The organism is Candidatus Methylomirabilis sp. (genome assembly GCF_028716865.1).
Classification (GTDB): Bacteria; Methylomirabilota; Methylomirabilia; order Methylomirabilales; family Methylomirabilaceae; genus Methylomirabilis.
In genome coordinates this window covers 18,212-36,974 of the sequence record NZ_JAQUOY010000009.1, presented here as the reverse complement: position 1 = coordinate 36,974, position 18,763 = coordinate 18,212, and the positions used below count along the sequence as shown (strand labels likewise).

9 protein-coding genes are annotated in these 18,763 nt (G+C 64.0%); 4 read left to right on the top strand and 5 right to left on the bottom strand.

Annotated elements, in window-relative coordinates; translation table 11 throughout:
• The first annotated feature begins 198 nt into the window (after nt 1-198).
• From PHV01_RS05385 to PHV01_RS05375, 3 genes are all read left to right on the top strand, one after another.
• Nucleotides 199-1,329, top strand: a complete 1,131-nt coding sequence (locus PHV01_RS05385) for an AsnC family transcriptional regulator (protein ID WP_337290155.1) — start codon at nt 199-201, stop codon at nt 1,327-1,329.
• 72 nt (nt 1,330-1,401) lie between these two features.
• The gene (locus tag PHV01_RS05380) at nt 1,402-2,301 is read left to right on the top strand and encodes a hypothetical protein (protein ID WP_337290119.1); all 900 of its coding nucleotides are present in this window, start codon (nt 1,402-1,404) and stop codon (nt 2,299-2,301) included.
• Nucleotides 2,302-2,328: 27 nt separating this feature from the next.
• Nucleotides 2,329-3,894 (top strand): tetratricopeptide repeat protein, encoded by a 1,566-nt coding sequence (locus PHV01_RS05375; RefSeq protein WP_337290118.1) that lies wholly within the window; start codon nt 2,329-2,331, stop codon nt 3,892-3,894.
• On the opposite strand, the gene PHV01_RS05370 is transcribed toward PHV01_RS05375, so the two are convergent.
• The 5 genes from PHV01_RS05370 to PHV01_RS05350 form a co-directional block, all read right to left on the bottom strand.
• Nucleotides 3,891-5,690 carry an adenylate/guanylate cyclase domain-containing protein gene (locus PHV01_RS05370; RefSeq protein ID WP_337290117.1) on the bottom strand — a complete coding sequence of 600 codons (1,800 nt, stop codon included), beginning with the start codon at nt 5,688-5,690 and terminating at the stop codon, nt 3,891-3,893. The genes PHV01_RS05375 and PHV01_RS05370 overlap by 4 nt on opposite strands.
• Nucleotides 5,691-5,692: 2 nt before the next feature.
• Nucleotides 5,693-5,965 (bottom strand): type II toxin-antitoxin system RelE/ParE family toxin, encoded by a 273-nt coding sequence (locus PHV01_RS05365; protein WP_337290116.1) that lies wholly within the window; start codon nt 5,963-5,965, stop codon nt 5,693-5,695.
• Nucleotides 5,949-6,173: a ribbon-helix-helix domain-containing protein gene (locus tag PHV01_RS05360; protein WP_337290115.1), complete on the bottom strand. Its 225-nt coding sequence runs from the start codon at nt 6,171-6,173 to the stop codon at nt 5,949-5,951. Before PHV01_RS05360 ends, PHV01_RS05365 begins: the two co-directional genes overlap by 17 nt.
• Nucleotides 6,174-6,740: 567 nt before the next feature.
• Nucleotides 6,741-8,600: a choice-of-anchor Q domain-containing protein gene (locus PHV01_RS05355; RefSeq protein WP_337290114.1), complete on the bottom strand. Its 1,860-nt coding sequence runs from the start codon at nt 8,598-8,600 to the stop codon at nt 6,741-6,743.
• 608 nt (nt 8,601-9,208) lie between these two features.
• Nucleotides 9,209-9,448, bottom strand: a complete 240-nt coding sequence (locus tag PHV01_RS05350) for a hypothetical protein (protein ID WP_337290113.1) — start codon at nt 9,446-9,448, stop codon at nt 9,209-9,211.
• A gap of 455 nt (nt 9,449-9,903) precedes the next feature.
• On the opposite strand from PHV01_RS05350, the gene PHV01_RS05345 reads away from it, so the two are divergent.
• On the top strand, nt 9,904-18,762 hold the full coding sequence (locus tag PHV01_RS05345; protein ID WP_337290112.1) for a choice-of-anchor tandem repeat GloVer-containing protein: 8,859 nt from the start codon (nt 9,904-9,906) through the stop codon (nt 18,760-18,762).
• The last annotated feature ends 1 nt before the right edge of the window (nt 18,763 follow it).

Sequence of the window (18,763 nt, the reverse complement as noted above, 5' to 3'; positions counted from 1 at the left end):
CGTCCCGCATCCGACGCGCAATCATTTTTGCTTGCAGTGTCACGTTGGCCAAGACCTATCGGTAAAAGCATTCTCGCCCGTTTCGTCTCAGGAAGAGAAGAGACCAGAGTGAAGGGATCCGAAGAAAGTCGAGAATAATCCCTGCGCTAATCGCCGCTCGGCCGCAGAAGTTCAGAGTTATAGAATGGAGGGATCTTGGTGATTGGGATAGACGCGATTGACGGTAAACTGCTGGATGCGGTGCAGGCCGGTATCCCACTTGTGGAGCGCCCGTACCGCGCTCTAGGTGAAGGCCTGGGACTGACCGAGGGTGATGTGCTTGAGCGCATTGCCAGGCTCAAAGCCGACAGCATTATTCGGAACATCGGCGCTATCTTCGATACATCGCGCCTTGGCTATCGGTCATCGCTGGTCGGCTTCAGGCTGCGTGAGGAGCGTGTTGACGAAGCGGCTGTCCTGGTTAACGCTCATCCGGGTGTAAGCCACAATTATCTGCGTTCGTTCGCATTTTCTAACGACTACAGGCCTGCTGCGTATTGCCCGTACAATATGTGGTTTACCCTTGCTGTCGCTCCCGAGAGCCAACTCGGGCTTGAGACCAGTATGGCCGTTTTGGCGCGAGATGCAGGTGCCAATGCGGCACGGCTCTTTCCGGCGCTCAGAGTCTTCAAGATTGGGGTGCGCCTGGATATGGACGCTGAAGCAGCGGGCGTACGTAAGGAAACGGGTAATTTCTTCACGGGTAACGGGGCTGTTGGGAATGGCTTAAGTCCTACGGAGCGTCAGATCGTGCGGGTTTTGCAACATGATCTGGCGCTCGTTGAGGAGCCGTTTCGCGAGGTCGCCCGGCAGTGCGAACTGGACGTTGAGGCGGTGTTAGCCGGTGCCCAGGAGTTACTGCAGCGGAACATCATGCGTCGCTTTGCCGCGATTTTGAACCATCGCAAGGCCGGTTACGCCGGGAATGTGATGGTGGCGTGGCCTGTACCCGAAGAAAAGGTAGAGGCTGTAGGACTTCAAATGGCGCAATTTCGCGCGGTGAGCCACTGCTATCAGCGCCCCGCCTACCCGGAGTGGCCCTTTACGCTCTTTACGATGGTCCATCAGAAGAGCCGAGAAGCGTGTGAAGAAACGGTGGCGGCGATCAGCCTGGAGGCTGGAATTAGCGATTACGCAATGCTGTGGACGACGCGGGAATTCAAAAAAGTTCGGCTGAAATATTTTACTGAGGACTATGCGGCCTGGGAGGAAAAAGCCGCAACTCGGATTCCTTCGAAAGCTCCTCTGGAGCCAAGCGATCAGGCTGTGGCCCATGGACTTGCGCGATGAGCCATACCGTTTGTCATCGGATATCCTTGGCCTGACTTACGTTTTCCCTCGGACTGCGAAAGGAAGAAGGCCATGCGGAAGCAATGGCGGCATCGTCTCATCGGAGTCCTTTTCTTCACTCTGACGCTCTTCCTCTTCTCGCCCCTTCTAGCGTCGGCCCAGGAGTCGCCGGTTGGAGTGGTGACCGCCATCCGCGGCACAGCTCAATTGACGGCTTCTCGCCTCCCAACGCCGACCGCGCTCCATTTCAAGGACGATCTGTTCCTCCACGACATCGTGGATACCCAAAAGGACTCGGTTGTCCGGACCCTTCTTGGGGGAAAGTTTACCGTTACCGTCCGCGAACTCACTCGCTTTGAGCTCCGGGAAGAAACCCTCCCCACCGGCGCGACCCGCTCCATCTTCAACCTTTCCACAGGCAAGATCCGCGTGAGCATCTCACGCCGTCTCTTGAGTCCGGGGAGCGAGGTCTTGATCCAGACCCCGAACGCCGTGGCTGCGGTCCGTGGATCAACGATCATTGCCCAATACATCCCAGAACTCGCCCACACGATCTTCTCTATGATCTCCGGAGAAGCGCTTATCACCCCTCTGGGCCAGACACCATTCGCCCTGACGTTCAATAAAATGGTGACCACGACCGGTACCCAGGCAACCGGTATCCAGGGTGGACCTGTCAAGGAGATGACCCCGGCCGAGGTCGGCAAGGCGCAGGCAGGGCTCAACGCCGGGCCCTCCCATAAGGTGGAGAATACCCAGACCCAGGTCGAAACCGTCACCGAAATGGCGCGGACGACCACGCGTCCCCCAGCTCTCCCCACGCCGTCCATGTCTGGAACGTCGTCGTCTGGAACGTCGTCGTCGGTGGGGGGTGTGACGCAGACGACTTTCCCCTCCGCCAGACAGATACCGCAGGTGGTAGCCAATCCTCCTCCTCCACCGCCATCACCGCCACCGCCGCCGCCGAGATAAAGCGGGATTCGCATGCGAAGGAGATGTTTGAGACGTTGGGGTACAGTGTTCGTGCTGTTCGCTATCCTCCTGAGTCGGATGGTTTCCGACGCATGGGCGGAAGAGCCGGCCGAGGCGATCGTCTATACCGATCGAGCCATCATTGCCTATGAGGAGCGACGGTACGCCGACGCGTTGGAGGAGTTGTGGGAAGCCCTTCGCCTCGATCCGGACAATGTCGAGGCGCTGTACTACCAGGGTCTCGTGTCCATCGCCTTGGATCGATCGGATGATGCCCAGGATGCGTTGGAGAAGGCTCGCGCGCTTGATCCCACCGATGTTGATGTGGCCTTCCAGCTCGGCGTCTTCCTTTTTAATCAGCAACAATATGAGAAGGCAGACCCCTTGTTCAGGGAGGTGTTGCGCGCGCAACCCCAATATCCGAACCTGGGGTATTATCTCGGGGTGATCGAGTACCGACAGCAGCATTACCAAGAAGCGCTCGGATTCCTTCGTGCGAACGTTCCCAGTGATGCGACCTTTAACCAGCTCGCCCGGTTCTACATTGGCCTGGCCATGAGCGCATCAGGATCGCTCGCAGAGGCCAGAGCTGAGGTCGAAGAGATCATCCGTATTCAGCCGCTCTCCCCGCTGGTGACGTCCGCCCAACGGTTCCGAGAATTGCTTGAGCCGACTTACAAGGGGGCGCGGCGGTTCGAAGGCGAACTGCGGCTCGGGTATTTCTATGATGATAACGTCGCGGTTGTTCCCAGTGCCAGCGCCGACATCGTAGCCCAGGACCTGCGTGCGCGGAAGCATCGAAGCGATGGAGAGCTCGGAAGCCTCCGTCTTGCCTACACGTGGCTGCAGACCGCTGATTGGGAGGCCACGGCCTCGTACACGTTCTCGCAGACCTGGAACAACCACCTGTCGAACTTTAACATCCAGAGCCATACCGGATCGATCGGGGGGACCTACAGGAATACCGTGAACCGGATGCCTTTTTTTGCGGGGATCGAGGTTGCTGATGCCTTTGTCTCCCTGGACAATCCGACACATAAGTTTGTCAACGTGGTGAGCGCCCAACCGTTCTTCTCGTTGGCCGAAAATTTCTCGCATCTGACCTCGCTCTTCGTCCGCTTTCAGCATAAAGACTTTGACGATCAAGGCATTCCCCCGGAAGAGGTGCGGGATGCGAGGAATTATATGGCCGGCTTCACCCACACCATTCGATTTGCGGAGGATCGGCATTTTATCAGGCTGGGATATCAGTTCGACGTGGATGATGCGGAGGGGAGAAACTGGAGCTATCAGGGTCACCGCGCGCTGGTGGGCGCCCAGTATACTATTTCAGAGTGGGGGGTCCGCTTGCGGTACGACTTCGATCTCCATTGGCGGTTCTATTGGCATCCGAACAGCCTACTCCCGGTGGATCGGCCGAATACCGTCCGCCGCCGCGACTTTGAACCGCGCCACCTGGTCAGCGTTGCGAAAGACCTTCCCTACAACATGGTGGTGTTGGTTGATTTTCTGCTCGACGATAACAATTCGAGACTCGACGCGTTCAATTACGATCGACAGGTCGTCTCTGTCAGCCTCGCCTGGCGGTTTTAATCCGCGTTCGCCTCAGTCACCACGGTATAGACCTCCACCGGCGTCTCCCGACCTCTCACCTTGACCTGGCCTAGTCGCCGGACATCAAAGAGTCCCTCGATCTCCGTCTTGGTATCCTGACTGATCACAATCGAGGCGTTCAGGTCCTTTGTCATCCCCTCCAGCCGAGAGGTCAGATTCACCGTGTCCCCGATGGCGGTATACTCCAGCCGCTGGGCCGAGCCCATGGTTCCGACGACAACCTCCCCAGTATGGATCCCCACCCCGATTCGGAGCGGCGCCCCGCACCTGTCGGCCCATCGGGTCGCCAGGGCCGCCGTTTGGGCTTGCATCTCCAACGCGGTTCTGACCGCACGGGCGGCATGATCTTCGTACGAAAGCGGCACCCCGTATAACGCCATGATCGCGTCGCCGATGAATTTGTCCACTACGCCGCCGTGCTTGAAGACGATCTCGGTCATGGCGGTGAGATATTCCCGCAGAAGCTCCACCACCTCCTCCGGCGGGAGCTGTTCCGAGATGGACGTAAACCCGCGGATGTCGGAGAAGAGGATCGTCGCCCGCCTTCTGGCGCTACCTAAACTCATCTTTTCCGGGTGGCGCACGATCTCATCCAGGACGGCCGGCGAGAAGTAGCGGGAGAGCCGCCGCTTCTCCCCTTCCTCCTGGATGTAGTTGCGGAGGACGACGGCGCCATAGGTGGTGAAGAGGGCCGTGGACGGCGCAACGATGTCGAGCCACACCCGGAACCAGACGAACGCCGCCACGGCGGCGAGGCCGTACACCAGGCTCAAGCCGGCCACGAGGCCGAACCCCTTCAGGGGTCGGAAAAGAAAGCCGATGCACGCGGCGACCAGGGCCCAGACCATCACCACGAAGAGATGGAAGAGCAACGGTGGGTGGATTAGCGCGATCTTCTGAAGGAGGGTTTCGAGAAGGTTCGCCTGGATCTCCACCCCCAACATCCTCTGCTGGGCGGCAAAGGGGGTCGGGAAGAGGTCCTGCAAGCTGGGGGCTGCCGATCCGACCAATATAATCTTTCCCGCGAACGTCTCCGGCCCCACCTCCCCCAGCAGGACCTGATAGTACGGGATGGTGGGAAAGGTGCCGACAGGCCCGCGGAAATTGATCAGGACGGGTTCGTCCGTCTGGGCCTTCCCCTGAACGCCAGAGGCCAGCTCGAAGAGGCGTGTGACGAAGCTTGGCTCCGGCCTTCCCTGGTGGCTGCGGGTGATCTGGGCCCGCCGGATGAAGGCATCAGTATCAGGCGACATATTCACAAAGCCGTATCCCGCCGCCTGGTCTCTCAAGAGGGGAAGGGGGAGGTCCAAACTCTCCTTGGCGCCCACGACGGATCCGCCTTCCGTCCCCTCCGCGGCGATCTGCCCCCAACTAAGGTGGGCCGCCAGAACCACGTTTCCGGCCCGTCGGATGGCGTCTGCGAACGCCCGATCGTCCTGGGGGCCGAACCGGCTCGGCTCGGTAAAGAGGATGTCGAAACCGATGAGGCGCGGACGCCCCCTGCTGAGCCGATCAATCAATTCCGCGTGCCACGACCGGGGCCAGGGCCACTGAGCCCCTCGCTCATACAGCTCCTGGAAGGAGTTGTCGTCGATCGCCACAATGACGATGGGGGAGGCGGGCTGTTGGGGACCCCTGAGGAGGAAGCGGGCATCAAGCGCTTTGAGTTCCGGGCCGTCGAAGGTGCCGAGGAGAGCGACGACGACCACCACGGACCCAACGGCCAGCCCCCAGCGGAAAATCCGGCGAAGCCGTTTACGATCCGGCGCGTGCATCGTTAGTTGACCTCAGGTCGCCCTTTTTTGTACACGTCTTCGCGGTGACCAATCCGGAGCACGAGGAATCCTTCCTCCGTTCTAGCGTAGATGACGCGATAGTCCCCTACGCGAAGTTTGTACAATCCTGCGAATGCTCCGGAGAGAGCTTCCCCCTGGTGCCCCTCTGAGGCCAGCATCCGCTCGACTTTCAGCAGAACCCGCACCGCTGCAGCGTGACCGAGCTTCCGCAGATCCCGCGCGACGGAGGCCTTGTACTCAATGCTTGCGGCCAAGGCGCTTCCGTAGCTCAGTCGAGGAGATGACAGGATCGTCCTTGTCCCGCAATCGGTCCAACGCTACCTGGTAGTCAGCGTACTCCGCCATATAGGCTTCCAGCGCCTTCCGAATCAGATAGGTCCTTGACCGCTCAGTGGCGCTTGCCAGCTCGTCGAGCGCCTTCGCCGTGGCTTCAGGCAGTCGTAGTGAGATAGACACCGGCATGGTTTACCTCCTCATGTGTAATACAAGCAAGACAAGTATACGGCTGGCCGGCATAGCGGTCAAGTCTCAAATGGGCTCTTCCGAGTTTTCTGTGGGTTCCCTGGCCTTTTAGCATCCCCCCTTTTGGCAGCCATTCTCCTTTTTCCCCCTTTGCGAAAGGGGGGTCAGGGGGGTTTATCTGAAGCTGACGGCTGAGCGCTGATTGCTGAATACTATTTTGGCGATCCAGATTGATCTGTGGAAAATGGGTTGTAGGCAGCCTTCGTGAAATAGCCGCGACATTGTAGCAATGTCCGCTCCGATCTCTTCAGTTCTCACGAGCAACACGCCCATGAGATCCCGGCTCCACCCGTCATTCGGTATGGCGACTTGGAGGTAGAGTACGGGGAGAGCCGCCTTACCGTTAGATGGGCTGTGCTATCGGGATGCCAGGAGAAAGCGCTATCGGTTGAGAGGAGGGGATAGCGTCTTGAGGAGAGGGCGACGACGTGCAGATTACGGGGGGTATCATCTGCACCTGACATGGCAAGTGAACGATCAAGCATTTACGTGACCCTCATACCGTATCTATGGGGTACGCTCGAAAGGTTGGATCCCGAGATTGAGTTGATTCGCGGATTCGAAGGGATTGCTCCCGGCAATCGTTAAGCCCGCATAGGTAAAGTAGGTGCCGACTGGCTCACCGCCGGTGAATGCATACGAGAATGGTACAACGGTCTGCGTGAGCGGCACGTTCGCCAAGAAGGGAACGGGGGCGGGACCGAGGGCGATGGAGATGACCCCAGGAGACACCTGGACGAGCGACAGGAACGTACCCCCATCGGGCAGGATGGCGCCAAGGTAGATGTCCACCTGGGCCGGTGTGATGCCTGGAATGAGTGTGGCCTGATAGGCGATCGCCTGGCCCGTGCGGAACGCTGACCCATTGAGCACGACTGCCGCGACAGCAGGCCCAAACTCATACGCCCCGATGTCGCAGGCCGCGCCCTGCGGGCGGACCACACCGCGCTGGTCGGTGACCGGGCACCCCGTGTTAGTACCGGCGTCGATCGCGGGGCTCCCCTGCTTGAGGCGGCCGTCGAAGGACGCGAGGGTGGCGTTGGCGAGCAGCGGATCCCGGCCGCAGATGTCGCCGATGCCCGGGCACTCGCCGTCGCGAACCCCGAAGTCGAGGTTCGAGGCGACATCGAGCGGGTCTGGCCGGACCAGGGTGGGGGGCACCTCGCCCGGCGCCAGCTCCCAGTAGTGGTAGACGACGGGCGTCGTCGGATCGCCCCACTGGGGTTGGCCCAGGAGGATCGTGTTGCGCACGGTCACGCGCTCGGTGCCGAGGCAATCCGGTTGCGGAGTAGGCGCGCCCGGCCATGGGCCGTGGCAGCTCTCCTCGATGAGGACATTGCCCTCGCCAGTCACCGTGCTGTTCATGAGCGTCACCTGGCTGCCCGGGTTCAGCTCGAAGGCCACGGCGTTTCCGGCGGCGCGGCAGTGATCGCCCTCGACCATGAGCGGTGACCCGGCACGCTGGAAGTACCCACAGCTCCCGACGACCACAGCGTTCTCGACTCGGGCCGAGCCCGCCATCTTGAGCTGGTTGCCGGCGTTGGCCTCGGTGCGGACGCGGCGGAGCTCGACGCTCGACTGCCCCTGGAGGTAGAGGAGGTCGAGGCCGTCGGAGGTGTTGTGGTGGAAGTCAGCGTCCTCAAACACCCAGCGACCCTGGCTGAAGCCGATGCCGAAGCCGTCGCCGTAGCCGCCCGCCATCTGCGCCCAGCAGGTGTTGACCGCGATGCTCCGAGACGGGTAGGTCTCGGAGCAGCCGTTCCAGCCGACCTCGAGCTTCCTAAAGACGATGTCACCGCTGTTGGAGGTGTTGCTGCCGTCGCCGGTGAGGTCGCCGTTCCAGCCGGCAGCACCGTTGCCGATGATGCGCACCCGCTCGACCGTCCAATTGCTGAGCCGGCCGGCGAGGACACCATCGACCGCAAGCCCGTGGATGTTGAGGTCGGCCAGGTGGACGTTGGCCGAGTCGGCGGCATAGAGACCTATCTCGGCCCAGTCGCCGTAGGGGGATACGGTCCTGTTGCAAGCCACGTTGCAGCCCACGCACGGAAGGCGCTCCTGGTTGTGGTCCTCAATGCAGGAGGAGTGGTCGGTGATGTCGAGGCAGGCCAGCTCCACGTTGGACGAGCCTTCGAGGTTGATCACGTAGGCGAGGCGCTCGCGGCCCCACAGCTCGGGCGGGCTCGGACAGCCGCCGTCCCAGCCGGCGCCGAGGAGGCGCGTGGGCCGACTCAGGTCCGGACCTGACGGCACCCGGGGCAGCAGACAGTGGGGAGAGTCGCCGGGGTCGCAGCCCTCGGCGCCGGGCGCGCCGATGCCGACGGCGTAGCTGCCGGCGCCGATGATGAGCGTGTCGCCGCCGCGCATGCGGGCGGCGCCGCCTGGCGGAAGGGCCTGGAACGGATGGTTCCAGGCGCACGGCTGCCCGAGGCCAGAGCCCGGGTAGGGCGCGTTGGCGAGACCGGTGCACTGGGCGGCGGCACCGCCGTCGCCGCGGACGTAGTACGTCGTCTGGGCAGCAGCCAAGCTAGCGCCGCTCAAGACGAGGAGCGTGGTGACGAGCACATTCAGGGCGAGGCGGCGGACGCGCCCGCCGGCGCTCAGGGCGATTCCCCCCCCAGGACAGCGATCGACGTGCGGATACTGCGCATTGCTTACTCCTCCTCTGGGGGACCCGACCGGGCCGTGCCCCCGCGTTCGATGCCCAATGCGACCTCGGGCGGCCCGCGTTGTCTCAGGGCCGCCCGCGCCTGTCGACCACACCCGCAAGCGTGTTTGGAATACCGTCATAACGTAGGTGGCAGTGTAGATTACAAATATCTCTACTCTGCGAGCATCAGCTTTGTCAAGTCCTGTCCCTTCCTCAACCTCCGCTCCTCCTCTTGGGGAGGACTCACCCTAAGGATGAGTTCCAGGGCATCGTCGATCCTCGGGCAACTGTGTCGGTCGCGGTCCTCCCAGTATCGCCAGACGCATCACCGGGGTGGGGCGGGAACCCGCCCGAAGACCCGAGGCATCTGGAACCGATCATTCTCCAGGCGATGCTGCGTCAGGTCCCCGTTGGCGCTCAATACGGCAATCTGCGACACGCGTGTGTGCACGTCCACGCCGACGTGTCCCAGGGCGTTAGCCTCCTCCCTCAGCGGGTCAATGCGCGCTCCTCTGAGTGCCCAGCCTACCCCATGCTGGGGAGGAAGCCACCGCCCTTCTGACATCACGAATCTGCATCAACATCGGTACGCCTGATGGATTTTAGTCGGAATGGATGCGGGATTCATTCGGCGGATTCCACAGATTAATCCGAAATGAGCGCCGAGTGTCCACCAGGTGTTTTCAACAGATCAATCCGGATAGCCACTATTTTCTAGGAAATCAATATTTATCATCTTCATCGAGTGTCTGGGCCTTGCTGGAACCGGTGCAATCGGTACCAAGCCCGCTGTTGTCTTATACATACAATACATACAATGTGGCATGGATAAGCTCGTACTTTCTTCGGGTGATAGACTGTAGTTTCTTACACTTTTCTACCATAGAATAGCGTTGACAGCCAAGTCTGATAATCCTCTTACGCGAAAGTATTTTCACCTTGACTCTTCAGGTGGAATTGTGTAGCGTACCGATAATTTGTGCCGTTCCAGTACCACTGCGTTCGAATAGGAGAGTACTGATGCTGCGACACCTGTCTCAGCGACAACGTAGCGTATTACTGCTCCTGCTCCTCGCCGGATGGCTCTTCATGCGTCCATCCGCGAGTTGGGCAGCCCCCAAACAGCAACAGACCCTGGCCGACCTGCCCCTCCCGGCCCAGGCCGCCATTGCCGCTACCCTTGGAAAGGATCAGTCGACCTACCGCGCCCGTTCGCAGGGGACCGGCTTCAGCTTCAATAACTCCAAGCACGGTCTCACCGCCACGCTCACGGATACGGGCCTCACGCTGACGCAGGGGCAAACCACAGGCACGCTTCAGCTCACCGGCTGGGGGTACGGGACGCCCTCCGAGTCCGTTCGCCATGCCGCGCCACGCGCCGAGCACAACCGGATCGAGTACCGCCGCGGTCCCCTCACCGAATGGTACATCAACGGCCCTCTTGGGCTGGAGCAGGGGATCACCATGAGCGCGCCGCCACGGCGCGGGACCGGGCCGCTCACTCTCGCCTTGACCGTCGGCGGGGATTTGACAGCCCGCGTGGAGACGAGCAAGACGGCGGCCACGTTGCTCACCCATACGGGCGCGCCCCAGCTCCGCTATACGGGCCTCACGGTAACCGATGCGACCGGCGCGACGCTCCCTGCGTGGCTCACGACTGACGGCCCGCGCCTGCTCATCCAAGTGGACGATACCCATGCCCGCTACCCGCTAACCATCGACCCATTCATCCAGCAAGCCAAACTCACCGCCTCCGATCCACTGGGTGTCTGGAGTACGACGACTGAGACCTCCAAGCTCACCGCCTCCGACGGGGCAGTGGGTGACGAGTTCGGCTACTCCGTCGCCATCAGCGGCGACACCCTGGTCGTGGGGGCGTGGTACGCCACCATTGGCTCCAACACCTACCAAGGTGCCGCCTACGTCTTCACGCGCACAGGCGGCGTCTGGAGCCAGCAGGCTAAACTCACTGCCTCCGACGGAGCGGCGAGTGACCAGTTCGGCTACTCCGTCGCCATTAGCGGCGATACCATCGTCGTGGGGGTGCCGTCGGCCGACATCGGCGCCACCGCCGATCAGGGCGCCGCCTACGTCTTTGTCAAGGTGCCCGAAGCTGTTCACTGGGTGAGCATGACCGAGACCGCCAAACTCACCGCCTCCGACGGGGCCGGGGGTGACGAATTCGGCACCTCTGTCGCCATCAGCGGCGACACCATCGTCGTAGGGCCGTATCGCGCAAACATCGGCGCCACCGCCTACCAGGGCGCCGCCTACGTCTTCGTCAAACCCGGCTCCGGCTGGGCGACGACTTCGACCTTCGACTCGAAACTCACTGCCTCCGACGGAGCCGCGTATGACTTCTTCGGCCGTTCCGTCGCCATCATCGGCAACACGGTGGTGGTGGGGGCGGTGGGGGCCGACATCGGCGCCACCGCCAGCCAGGGCGCCGCCTACGTCTTCGTCAAACCCGGCACCGGCTGGGCCACCATGACCGAGACCGCTAAGCTCACCGCCTCCGACGGGGCGGCCTCTGACGCCTTCGGCTACTCCGTCGCCGTCAGCGGCGACACGGTGGTGGTGGGGGCGTATGGAGACAACATCGGTTCCAACAGCAACCAGGGCGCCGCCTACGTCTTCGTCAAACCCGGCTCCGGCTGGGCGACGACCTCGACCTTCACCGCTAAACTCACCGCCTCCGACGGGGCAGCGGGTGACGAGTTCGGCTGGTCCGTCGCCATCAGCGGCGACACCGTCGTTGTGGGGGCCGACACCGACACCATTGGCTCCAATACCTATCAGGGCTCAGCCTACGTCTTCGTCAAGCCCGGCACCGGCTGGGCCACCATGACCCAAACCGCGAAGCTCACCGCCTCCGACGGGGCGGCCTCTGACGTCTTCGGCACCTCCGTCGCCATCAGCGGCGACACCGTCGTTGTGGGGGCGGGCGCCGCCAACACCAGCCAGGGCGCTGCCTACGTCTTTGCTCAGCCGGTGGATAACGAGTTCGGCATCGCCGTCGCCATCAGCGGCGACACGATCGTCGTAGGGGCGCATCACGCCGACATCGGCACGAACGTCGATCAAGGCGCCGCCTACGTCTTCGTCAAGTCCGGCGCCAGTTGGACGACGATGACCCAGACCGCCAAACTCACCGCTTCCGATGGGGATGCGTATGACAAGTTCGGCACCTCCGTCGCCATCAGCGGCGACACCATCGTCGTGGGGGCATATTGGGCCGACATCGGCGCCAACTGGGACCAGGGCGCCGCCTACGTCTTCGTCAAACCCGGCTCCGGCTGGGCGACGACTTCCACCTTCGACGCGAAGCTCACCGCCTCCGACGGAGCGGTGGATGACCGCTTCGGCACCTCTGTCGCCATCAACGGTGACACGGTGGTGGTAGGAGCTCCAGGGGATCCCTCCTGTTCCGCCCTCTGCATTCGAGGCTCGGCCTACGTCTTCGTCAAGCCCGGCTCCGGCTGGGCGACGGCCTCGAATCCCATGACCCAGACCGCCAAACTCACCGCCTCCGACGAGGCCGTAGGTGACAACTTCGGCCTCTCGGTCGCCATCAGCGGCGATACGGTGGTCGTGGGGACGCGTTGGTGGAGTCAGGGCGCCGCCTACGTCTTCGTCAAACCCGGTGGCGGCTGGACCACGATGACCCAGACCGCGACGCTTACCGCCTCCGACGGGGCAATGGGCGACGACTTCGGCAACTCCGTGGCTATCAGCGGCGACACCGTCGTCGTAGGAGCGTATCACGCCACCATCGGTGGCAACAGCTGGCAGGGCGCCGCCTATGTCTTCGTCAAGCCCGGTGGCGGCTGGACCACGATGACTCAGACCGCCAAGCTCACCGCCTCCGATGGGGTAGCGTGGGATCTCTTCGGCGACTCCGTGGCTATCAGCGGCGACACCGTCGTTATTGGGGCGTGGGGAGCCGCCATCGGTGACAACGGTGTCCAGGGCGCCGCCTATGTCTTCGTCAAGCCCGGCTCCGGCTGGGCGACGACCTCGACCTTCAATACAAAACTCACCGCCTCCGACGGGGCGGCGTGGGACGACTTCGGCGCCTCCGTGGCCATCAGTGGTAACACCGTCATCGTAGGAGTGCCATATGCCAACGCCAACATTGGCATCAACGTCGATCAGGGCGCCGCCTACGTCTTCGACGCCGTGACGTACACCCTCACCGTGACCAAAGCAGGCACCGGCTCCGGCACCGTGACCAGCGGCTCGCTGGAGATCAACTGCGGCGCCACCTGCACAGCAAGCTTTAGCAGCGGCACCACGGTGACTCTCACCGCCACCCCGGCCACCGGCTCCACCACCTTCACCGGCTGGTCGGGGGCGTGTACGGGCACCGGCTCCTGCAACGTGACGATGGATGCCGCCAAGGCCGTCACCGCCACCTTCACGCAAACACCGAGTTCCACCCTCCCGCATACCTTCGTGGGCGGGAGTACCGACGGGCGCAGGCCCGTGGGTGGCCTCCTTCGGGGCGCGAACGGCGTCTTGTACGGGACGACTGACAATGGCGGGTCCAACGATCTGGGTACGATCTTCAAACTCAATGCCGACGGCAGCGGCTATACCGTCCTGCACAGCTTCGGCGGGGTTGGCGACGGGAGCCAGTCCTGGGCCGGTCTCATCCAGGGCGCGGATGGCGCCTTGTACGGGACCACTGTTGGGGGCGGGTCCGGCGGTCTGGGTACGGTCTTTAAGCTCAATGCCGACGGGAGCGGCTATACCATCCTGCACAGCTTCGTGGGCGGGGGTGCCGACGGGCGCGGCCCCCAGGCCGGTCTCATCCAGGGCGCGGATGGCGCCTTGTACGGGACGACGTATGAGGGCGGGTCCAGCAATCTGGGCACGGTCTTCAAGCTCAATGCCGACGGGAGCAGCTATACCGTGCTGCATCACTTCGCGGGCGGAGTTACCGACGGGAGCCAGTCCTGGGCCGGTCTCATCCAGGGCACGGATGGTGCCTTGTACGGGACGACTGAATTGGGCGGGTCCAGCGGTCTGGGTACGGTCTTTAAGCTGACTACCAACGGCAGCGGCTTTACCCTCCTGCACACCTTTGTGAGCGGGAGTGCCGACGGGGCCTACCCCCTGGCCGGTCTCATCCAGGGCGCGGATGGCGCCTTGTACGGGACGACGTGGGGTGGCGGGGCCGGCGTGGGTACGGTCTTTAAGCTGACTACCAACGGCAGCGGCTTTACCCTCCTGCATAGCTTCGGCGGAGTTACCGACGGGAGCCAGTCCTGGGCCGGTCTTATCCAGGGCGCGGATGGTACCCTGTACGGGACGACGCATGACGGCGGGGTCAGCGATCTTGGCACGATCTTTAAGCTGAACACCAACGGCAGCGGCTTTACCCTCCTGCATTACTTTGTGGGTGGGGTTGACGACGGGGCCCACCCCGTGGGCGGTCTCCTTCAGGGCGCGGATGGCGCCTTGTACGTGACGACTGATAGTGGCGGGGCCGGCGATCTGGGCACGGTCTTCAAGTTGAATATCGACGTGGGCGGGTTTGCCCTCGCCGTGACCAAAGTGGGTACCGGCTCGGGCACGGTGACCAGCAGCCCCGCCGGGATCACCTGCGGGGCGACCTGCACGACGCCCTTTGCCAGCGGGACCACGGTGACCCTCACCGCCACCCCGGCCACCGGCTCCACCTTCGCCGGCTGGTCGGGCCACTGCACTAGCGGTGGGCTGGTCACGATGACCGCCAACAAGACCTGCACCGCCACCTTTACGTCGACGCCGATCTCCTACACCCTCACCTACACGGCGGGAGCGAACGGCACGATCAGTGGGACGTCGCCGCAGACGGTGGCCTCCGGTGGTAGCGGCACAGCGGTGACGGCGGTCCCCAACACGGGCTACCACTTCGTCTCCTGGAGCGACGGCTCGACGGCCAACCCGCGCACGGATAGCAGCGTCACAGCCAATGTCACAGTCACGGCGAACTTCGCCAGCACCACCTACACCCTCACTGTGACCAAAGCGGGAACCGGTAGCGGCACGGTGATCAGCAGCCCCACTGGGATCGACTGCGGCCCCTCCTGTACAGTGATGTTTCCAGGCGGCACCTCCGTCACCCTCACCGCCACCCCCGCGACCGGCTCCACCTTCACCGGCTGGTCGGGCGACCCAGACTGTAGCGATGGCGGCGTGACCCTGGACGTTGCCAAGAGTTGCACCGCGACCTTCACCCTGATCGCCTACACCCTCACCGTCACCAAGACCGGCACCGGCTCCGGCACCGTGACCAGCAGCCCCGCCGGGATCAGTTGCGGGACCGACTGCACGGAACCCTATGCCAGCGGCACCTCCGTCACCCTCACCGCCACCCCCGACCCCGGCTCGACCTTTGCCGGCTGGTCGAGCACCTCGAACAGAGCCGTATTCGCGCGTCGCCGCAGCAGCCAGAAGAGTAGGGCTGCCGGCAGTGACTGTACGAACGGCAGCGTCACCCTCGACGCCGCCAAAACCTGCACCGCCACCTTCACACTAAGCACTTACGCCCTTACCGTCACCAAAGCGGGCACCGGCTCCGGCACTGTGACCAGCAGCCCCGCCGGGATCAGTTGCGGGACTACCTGTGCGACGACCTTTGCCAACGGCGCCACGGTCACCCTCACTGCCACCCCCGCGACCGGCTCCACCTTCGCCGGCTGGTCGGGGGCCTGCACGGGCACCGGCGCCTGCAGCGTGACCCTGGACGCGGCCAAGTCCGTCACCGCGACTTTTAATGTACTCTCCTTCACCCTCACCGTCACCAAGACCGGCACCGGCTCCGGCACCGTCACCAGCAGCCCCGCCGGGATCAGTTGCGGCACCGACTGCTCAGAAGCCTACACTAGCGGCACCCTTGTCACCCTCACCGCGACCCCTGCCACCGGCTCCACCTTCACCGGCTGGAGTGGCGACTGTCCCAGCAGTGGACAGGTCACGATGGATGCGAATGAGGTCTGTACCGCCACCTTTACGTTGACGCCGATCGCCTACACCCTCACCGTCACGAAAGCGGGCACCGGCTCCGGCACTGTGACCAGCAGCCCCGCCGGGATCAGTTGCGGCACCGACTGCACGGAACCCTACGCCAGCGGTACCTCCGTCACCCTCACCGCTACCCCCGCCGCCGGCTCCAGCTTCACCGGCTGGTCGGGTGACCCCGACTGTAGCGATGGCAGCGTGACGATGACCGCCGCCAAGAGCTGCACCGCCACCTTCACCTTGCTCCCGTCCACCCTCACCGTGACCAAAGCGGGCACCGGCTCGGGCACCGTGACCAGCAGCCCCTCCGGGATTGATTGCGGTCCTACCTGTGCGGCGAGCTTTGCCGGCGGGACCCCCGTGACCCTCACCGCCATCCCGGACCCCGGCTCGACCTTCACCGCCTGGTCGGGCAACTGCACCAGCAGTGGGCAGGTGACCCTGGACGCCGCCAAGAGCTGCACCGCCATCTTCAATAGCCTCGCGGCCTGTAGCCCCGCTCTTTTGGAGACCGCGATGATGCGGGCCGAGGGCGCGAGAGAGCCCGTACAGCAATTCCCCACCCCCACCAGCAGTCAGCCCAGCCATCTGGGGTCGTGGACCGTGCAGCAGCGCGCCTATCCCCTGGGCACCATCCCCGAGGGCGCCCGACTCCGCGCCGTCCAGCAGATCGAACAGTCGAAAACTGAGCGAACCTCCCGATCCGAACCGGGCACGAGCGACACCTGGATGGCGATCGGCCCGGGGCCGATACTGGGCGGGCAGGTTGGGGCCACCGCCACCACGCGGCCGATGAGCGGGCGCATCGGGGCCCTCGCGGTCGATCCCGGCAATCCCGCCCACTGGGTGGCCGGCGCAGCCCAGGGCGGCCTGTGGGACACGCACGATGCCGGGGCGACCTGGACCCCGAAGACCGATGACCAGCCCTCGCTGGCCATGGGGGCGATCGCCTTCGCCCCGAGCAACCCGGCCATCATCTATGCGGGGACCGGAGAGGCCAACAACAGCGGGGACTCCTACGGGGGGGCGGGGCTGCTGAAGTCCACCGACGGCGGCGCCACATGGACGTCCCTGGCCGTCTCTACGTTCACCAGCACCGCCGTCAGCGCCCTCACGGTCGATCCCGGCAATCCGGCCCGCGTGCTCGCGGCGACCTCGGCGGGAGTCGCCGGACGCGTGGCGGCCTGGCCACCCTGGCCTTCCCCAACCGGCCTCTTCACCTCCGCTGATGGAGGGACCACCTGGACCCTCACCTTGCCCGGCCCGGCCACCGCCCTCGTCGCGGATCCGACCACCTTCACGAGACACTACGCGGGCCTGGGCGACCTCTTTGGCGCCCCGAGCAACGGGGTGTATCGCTCCTTCGACGCCGGCCAGACCTGGACGCGCCTCGACGGGCCGTGGAGCGCCATGACCGGCGGGGTCGGCCGGGTAGAGGTGGCCCTGGCCCCGTCGCAGCCCAGCACGCTCTACGTGAGCATCCAGGATGCCCTCGACGGCGTGGGGACGGATGGCGGCCTGCTGGGCCTCTGGCGGACCGACAACGCCTGGGCCCCGAGCCCCGCGTGGACCCGCATCCCCATCGGGGCGACCGACGACGGCTCCGGGGTGCACGGGTATTGCGGCTGGGATCGCGCCTATGCGGCGGCGTCTGACCAGTGCTGGTTTAGCCACACCCTCCTCGTGGACCCGACCAACGCCGGCACCGTGTACGCGGGCGGGATCCCCCTGTGGGAGTGTACGAACTGCGGCGCGACCCCCACGTGGACGGAGATCAGCCAGATGGCGGCACAGCCCTCAGACGGCATTCACGCGGGCCAGCACCGCCTGGCGTGGGCGGGGAGTCGGCTGATCGTGGGGAACGATGGCGGCGTCTGGAGTACCACGGATCGCGGCGCCACCTGGACCGACCACAACACAACGCTGGCCATCACCCAGTTCTACGAGGGGACCCTGCACCCCACCAATCGCAACGTGATCCTGGGCGGGACCCAGGGGACCGGCACGGCGCGTTGGACCGAGACGGAGCCGTGGGGGTTCGTCTTCGGCGGGAATGGGGCCGCAAGCGTGCTGTCGTCGAGCTGCCCGGAGACGAACTGGGCCGTCTCGTCGCAATCCCTCAGCCTCTGGCGCACCAGGAATGGGGGCGCCTCGTTCGAGGCGGCGGATGCCGGCATCGACAAGACTGGCGCGCCCTTTATCGCGCGCCTGGACACGTGTCCGGCCAATGCCGATGTGCTGCTGGCGGGTACCGACCGGCTGTGGAGAACCACGAACTTCTTTAGCGCGGCCACCCCCGACTGGGTGGACAACCACAGTGGAACCTTTGCCGGCGGGATCACCGCCCTGGCCGTTGCCCCGTCCGATCCCACCTGCAACACCTACGCCGTGGGGGGCGGCAGTGGCGCGCTGCGGCTGACCGCGGATGGGGGGCGCACGTGGGTGGACATCGGCAACGGGGTGCCCCATCGCGCGGTGACGGACCTGGCCTTTGATCCGACGACCGCCAATGGGCTCTACGTGACCCTATCCGGCTTTGATGAGGGGACCCCTGGGCAGCCGGGTCACGTTTTCAAGACCACCACGGCGTTGTCCGGCGCGCCCACCTGGTCCAATGTGAGTCCGCCCGTCGATCTCCCCCACAATACGCTGGTCGTGGACCCCAGAGATCCCGCCATCGTGTACGTCGGGACGGACCTGGGGGTCTGGACGAGCGGCACCGCCGGCAGCACGTGGACGCATATGGGCCCGGAGACCGGGATGCCCAACGTGGCGGTCTTTGACCTGAAGAGTCAGCAGGCCACGCATCGATTCGTCGCCTTCACGCATGGCCGAGGGGCCTTTGTCCTGGTGCCGGGATCGAGGCCGTAGG

What these genes read in the sequence shown, in the direction of transcription:
- PHV01_RS05380 (WP_337290119.1), top strand. Translation starts at nt 1,402, where the DNA reads ATGCGGAAGCAATGGCGGCATCGTCTCATCGGAGTCCTTTTCTTCACT.
- PHV01_RS05370 (WP_337290117.1), bottom strand. Translation starts at nt 5,690, where the DNA reads ATGCACGCGCCGGATCGTAAACGGCTTCGCCGGATTTTCCGCTGGGGG.
- PHV01_RS05360 (WP_337290115.1), bottom strand. Translation starts at nt 6,173, where the DNA reads ATGCCGGTGTCTATCTCACTACGACTGCCTGAAGCCACGGCGAAGGCG.
- PHV01_RS05355 (WP_337290114.1), bottom strand. Translation starts at nt 8,600, where the DNA reads ATGCGCGGCGGCGACACGCTCATCATCGGCGCCGGCAGCTACGCCGTC.
- PHV01_RS05350 (WP_337290113.1), bottom strand. Translation starts at nt 9,448, where the DNA reads ATGTCAGAAGGGCGGTGGCTTCCTCCCCAGCATGGGGTAGGCTGGGCA.
- PHV01_RS05345 (WP_337290112.1), top strand. Translation starts at nt 9,904, where the DNA reads ATGCTGCGACACCTGTCTCAGCGACAACGTAGCGTATTACTGCTCCTG.